The 4049-nt window shown below is 45.1% G+C and carries 3 protein-coding genes; 1 reads left to right on the top strand and 2 read right to left on the bottom strand.

Features of this window, described 5'->3' with window-relative positions:
- Positions 1 to 1346 (top strand): histidine--tRNA ligase (gene hisS, locus RMO79_RS17770; protein ID WP_310484578.1); only part of this gene is annotated, 1346 nt, incomplete at its 5' end.
- A 340-nt stretch (positions 1347 to 1686) separates the two neighbouring features.
- Here hisS and RMO79_RS17765 read toward each other — a convergent pair.
- Both RMO79_RS17765 and RMO79_RS17760 read right to left on the bottom strand, forming a co-directional pair.
- Positions 1687 to 3045 carry an ammonium transporter gene (locus RMO79_RS17765; RefSeq protein WP_396136626.1) on the bottom strand — a complete coding sequence of 453 codons (1359 nt, stop codon included), beginning with the start codon at positions 3043 to 3045 and terminating at the stop codon, positions 1687 to 1689.
- A 368-nt stretch (positions 3046 to 3413) separates the two neighbouring features.
- Positions 3414 to 4049 (bottom strand): ammonium transporter (locus RMO79_RS17760; RefSeq protein ID WP_396136625.1); only part of this gene is annotated, 636 nt, incomplete at its 5' end.

Raw genomic sequence — 4049 nt, 5'->3', positions numbered from 1 at the left:
GAGAAAAGCGACTAGAACAACACCTAATGGATACGATTCGGCGGGTATATGAGAGCTACGGCTTTACTCCGATCGAAACTCCCTCTGTAGAGCGGCTAGAAGTCCTCCAGGCGAAGGGAAATCAGGGCGACAACATCATTTACGGTTTACAGCCAATTCTGCCCCCTAATCGTCAAGCAGAGAGGGATGAGGCGGGTAAGGGCGATACCGGATCGGAAGCGCGCGCGTTGAAGTTCGATCAAACGGTACCGCTAGCGGCTTATATTGCCCGTCACCTCAACGATTTACAGTTTCCGTTTGCTAGGTATCAGATGGATTTAGTCTTTCGCGGCGAACGAGCCAAAGATGGACGTTATCGGCAATTTCGGCAGTGCGATATTGATGTGGTGGGGCGCAAGGAATTGAGCTTACTTTACGATGCTCAGATGCCTGCGATTATTGCCGAAATCTTCAGTCAGATTAATATCGGCGAGTTCCTGATTCGGATTAATAATCGCAAGGTTTTAACTGGTTTCTTTAGCTCTTTAGGAGTTGCACCCGATCGGATTAAAGTCTGTATTAATATTATCGATACGCTCGAAAAAGTCGGTGTCTCTAAAGTACTCGCAGGTTTAGCTACTCAGGGATTATCGCCCGAACAGTCTCAACAAGTCATCGATTTTATTAATATTAAAGGTAATGTCGATCTAGTTTTAACAACTCTGAATGAATTTGCGGCTAAATTACCCGATGCCGAGCAATTTAAGTTAGGAATAGCAGAACTCACTACCGTCATTAATGGCGTGCAAAATCTGGGCGTACCAGCCGAGCGGTATTGTATAGATCTGTCGATCGCGCGGGGATTAGATTACTATACAGGCACGGTTTATGAAACTACTTTAATCGGACACGAGACCCTCGGTAGTATTTGTTCTGGGGGTAGATATGAAGAACTAGTCGGAACATTTATCGGCGAAAGTATGCCTGGAGTGGGCATTTCGATTGGACTTACGCGGCTAATTTACCGCTTACTCAAAGCCAATATCTTACAACCATTAGCTTCTACGCCTACCCAAGTTATGGTCTTAAATCTTCAGGAAGATTTGATGCCAATTTATCTCCAAGTTTCTCAACAACTCCGCCAATCCGGAATCAAAGTCGTCACCGCTTTCGATAAACGCCCGCTTAAAAAACAGTTTGCATTGGCAGACAAACAAGGAATAACATTTTGCGTGGTAATTGGCGCGCAGGAAGCCGCAGACAAACGATGTCAGTTGAAAAATATGATTGATGGCGAACAGATGGATATTGCGATCGACGATTTAGCAACTGAAATAAAACAGCGATTGGCTCGATCGTCATTCTAGTACTAGTCGGCAGACATTAGGTTACCATTGTCTCCTCCCATCTGGCGCAAATTTAGTAGGGGCAATTCATGAATTGCCCCTACTAAATTTGCACTGGAGACTACTAGCTCGACACCAAAGAAATTTATAGTTCGCACTCAAAAATTAATAATATAAATAAAGAGCTATAGGTAAATCTACACCCATAGCTCTTTATATTGTTATTTAGTTAAATATGTCGCTCGGATTTAGTTCGTTATCGATTCAGTAGATCGGCTTTATAACAAAAATCTAACTTTCAACTCTTCTCTTGCGAGACGCTCCGCGAACGAGGAGCTTCAGAGCAAGCTTTCAAGTAAACTTAGCCTTCTTTCTCAGCTAAACTCAAACCAGCGGCAAATTCTTCACCGTAGCCTTCTTCACCATGCTCGTTAATATCCAAACCTTGGTATTCAGCTTCAGGTTTGACCCGCAGATCCATGAATAAGCTCAGAACTTTAATGATGATAAAAGTACCGACAGCCGCAATTACATAAGTAATTACAGTTGCTATAATTTGCTTACCTAATAAAGCAGGATCGCCAGCAACAATCAAACCATCAGCACCAGCACTATTAACAGCTTTCTGGGCAAAAATCCCAGTTAACAGACCGCCGATAGTACCGCCGACACCATGAACGGGGAAAGTATCGAGCGAGTCATCGAACTGTAATTTGGCTCTAAGACTGACCGCAAAGAAGCAACAAGTTGATGTAATCAAACCGATGAGAATCGCACTCAACGGAGTCACAAAACCAGCCGCAGGAGTAATACCAACTAAACCAGCTAGGAAACCACTGGCAATCCCCACCGCAGTAGGTTTCGTCCGCAATACCCATTCCAAAATCATCCACATTAATCCGCCAGCACAGCTAGAAACAGCAGTTGTGACAAATGCGACAACAGCCAAACCATTCGCACCGAGCGCACTACCACCATTGAAACCAAACCAGCCGAAGAATAGTAACCCGATGCCTAATAGAACATACGGCACATTATGGGGTGCTGCTGGTTGATTGGGGTAGGTTCTACGAGGGCCGATCATCCAAGCTGCGACGACAGCCGAGACACCAGAACTAACGTGTACTACAGTACCACCAGCGAAATCGAGCGCGCCGAGAGTAGCACCCAGGTATCCTTTACCCCAAACCATGTGTGCTAAGGGGGCATACAGGAATGTAGACCAAGCGATAACGAACCAGAAGTAAGCTTTGAAGCTCATCCGTTCGACAATCGCACCAGAAATTAAGGCTGGGGTGATGATGGCAAACATCATCTGATACACCATGAACAATTGGTGTGGAATGGTAGGTGCATAACCGACAGGATCGGGTTTATCGAAGGCAACACCATTTAACCCAAACCAGTTTAAGTTACCAAAAATGGGATTGGTATTGACATTAATTGCACCGTTAACCGTAGTCACTGAGTCGGGCGAAAAAGCAATACTGTAACCCCACAGGATCCAAGTCACGCCGACGACAGCCATTAGTACTAGGCTCATCATCATGGTGTTGAGTACGTTCCTAGAACGCACTAAGCCACCATAGAAGAATGCTAATCCTGGAGTCATGAGTAGTACTAAGGCTGAAGACATGAGTACCCAAGCGGTGTCCCCAGTGTTAATCGCATTGACATCCATTGCGGGTGTTTTTACCGCATCAGCTAGGGCGTTACCCATTAGTGGGCCACCAAGCATCCACAAAGCTACCAAACAGACCAGAATAATTTTTTTGAACACTTTGTTCGATCCTTTACACGCCAGAGTATTTGAATGAGAGATAATTATGTATCGTAGTTGAATAATTCTGTGTTTGGAGATACAAAAATTCTGTATACCAAGATACATTTATTCAGACTTCAGCATTATCGATTACTGGCACAGGGATCGAATAGAATGCAACAAAATTTTAAGATTAAAGATTGAATTATGCTGTAGGTATAATGTCAAAATTAAAGGTAGGGGCAATCTATGCGATCGCCCCTACCTGAGATAGAGATGTCTTACTACCAGCAATAGCTCGACTATTCAGAAAAGTCTAAATCGAATTACTCAAATTTTCGATCGGTTCCAATGTTGCGATCGATTCCTTCCGATCCATAGGTTGAAGAGCTAGCGGTAGGAGCTGGTTGCATGACATACTCAGGGTAAGCTGGCATCCCATGTTCGTGAACATCGAGACCTTCTAGTTCCCCCTCTTGGGAAACTCGGAGTGTACCAGTCAGATTCACCGCCGCCATGAGAGCCATTCCTAGCGAAAAAGCCGAAAGGGTCACGATCGCGCTACCGATAAATTGAGCAGTCAGTACTTGCATCCCACCACCATAGAGTAGCCCTTTCACCAGTAATGGAGCTGAAGTATCGGGGGCAAATGGCCCAGTTGCACCGAATTCACCTGTGGCAAATAGTCCGAGCGATAAGGTGCCCCAAATCCCACAGAAACCATGAACGGGAACAGCTCCGATCGGATCGTCAATTCGCAGCCATTCTAATAAATCGATGCCCCAAACCACGACCGCGCCGCCAATTGCACCGATGAGAATCGAACCTGATGGACTTACCCAATAACAGGGACAAGTAATTGACACCAATCCAGCCAAAAATCCATTCACCGTGTAGCTAAGATCCCATTTCTTGGTCTTGGGAAAACCAACGAACATGGCTGATAGTCCACCAGCACAAGC

The organism is Chamaesiphon sp. VAR_48_metabat_403 (assembly GCF_031422475.1).
Classification (GTDB): Bacteria; Cyanobacteriota; Cyanobacteriia; order Cyanobacteriales; family Chamaesiphonaceae; genus Chamaesiphon.
This window is presented reverse-complemented; position numbering and strand designations above follow the sequence as displayed.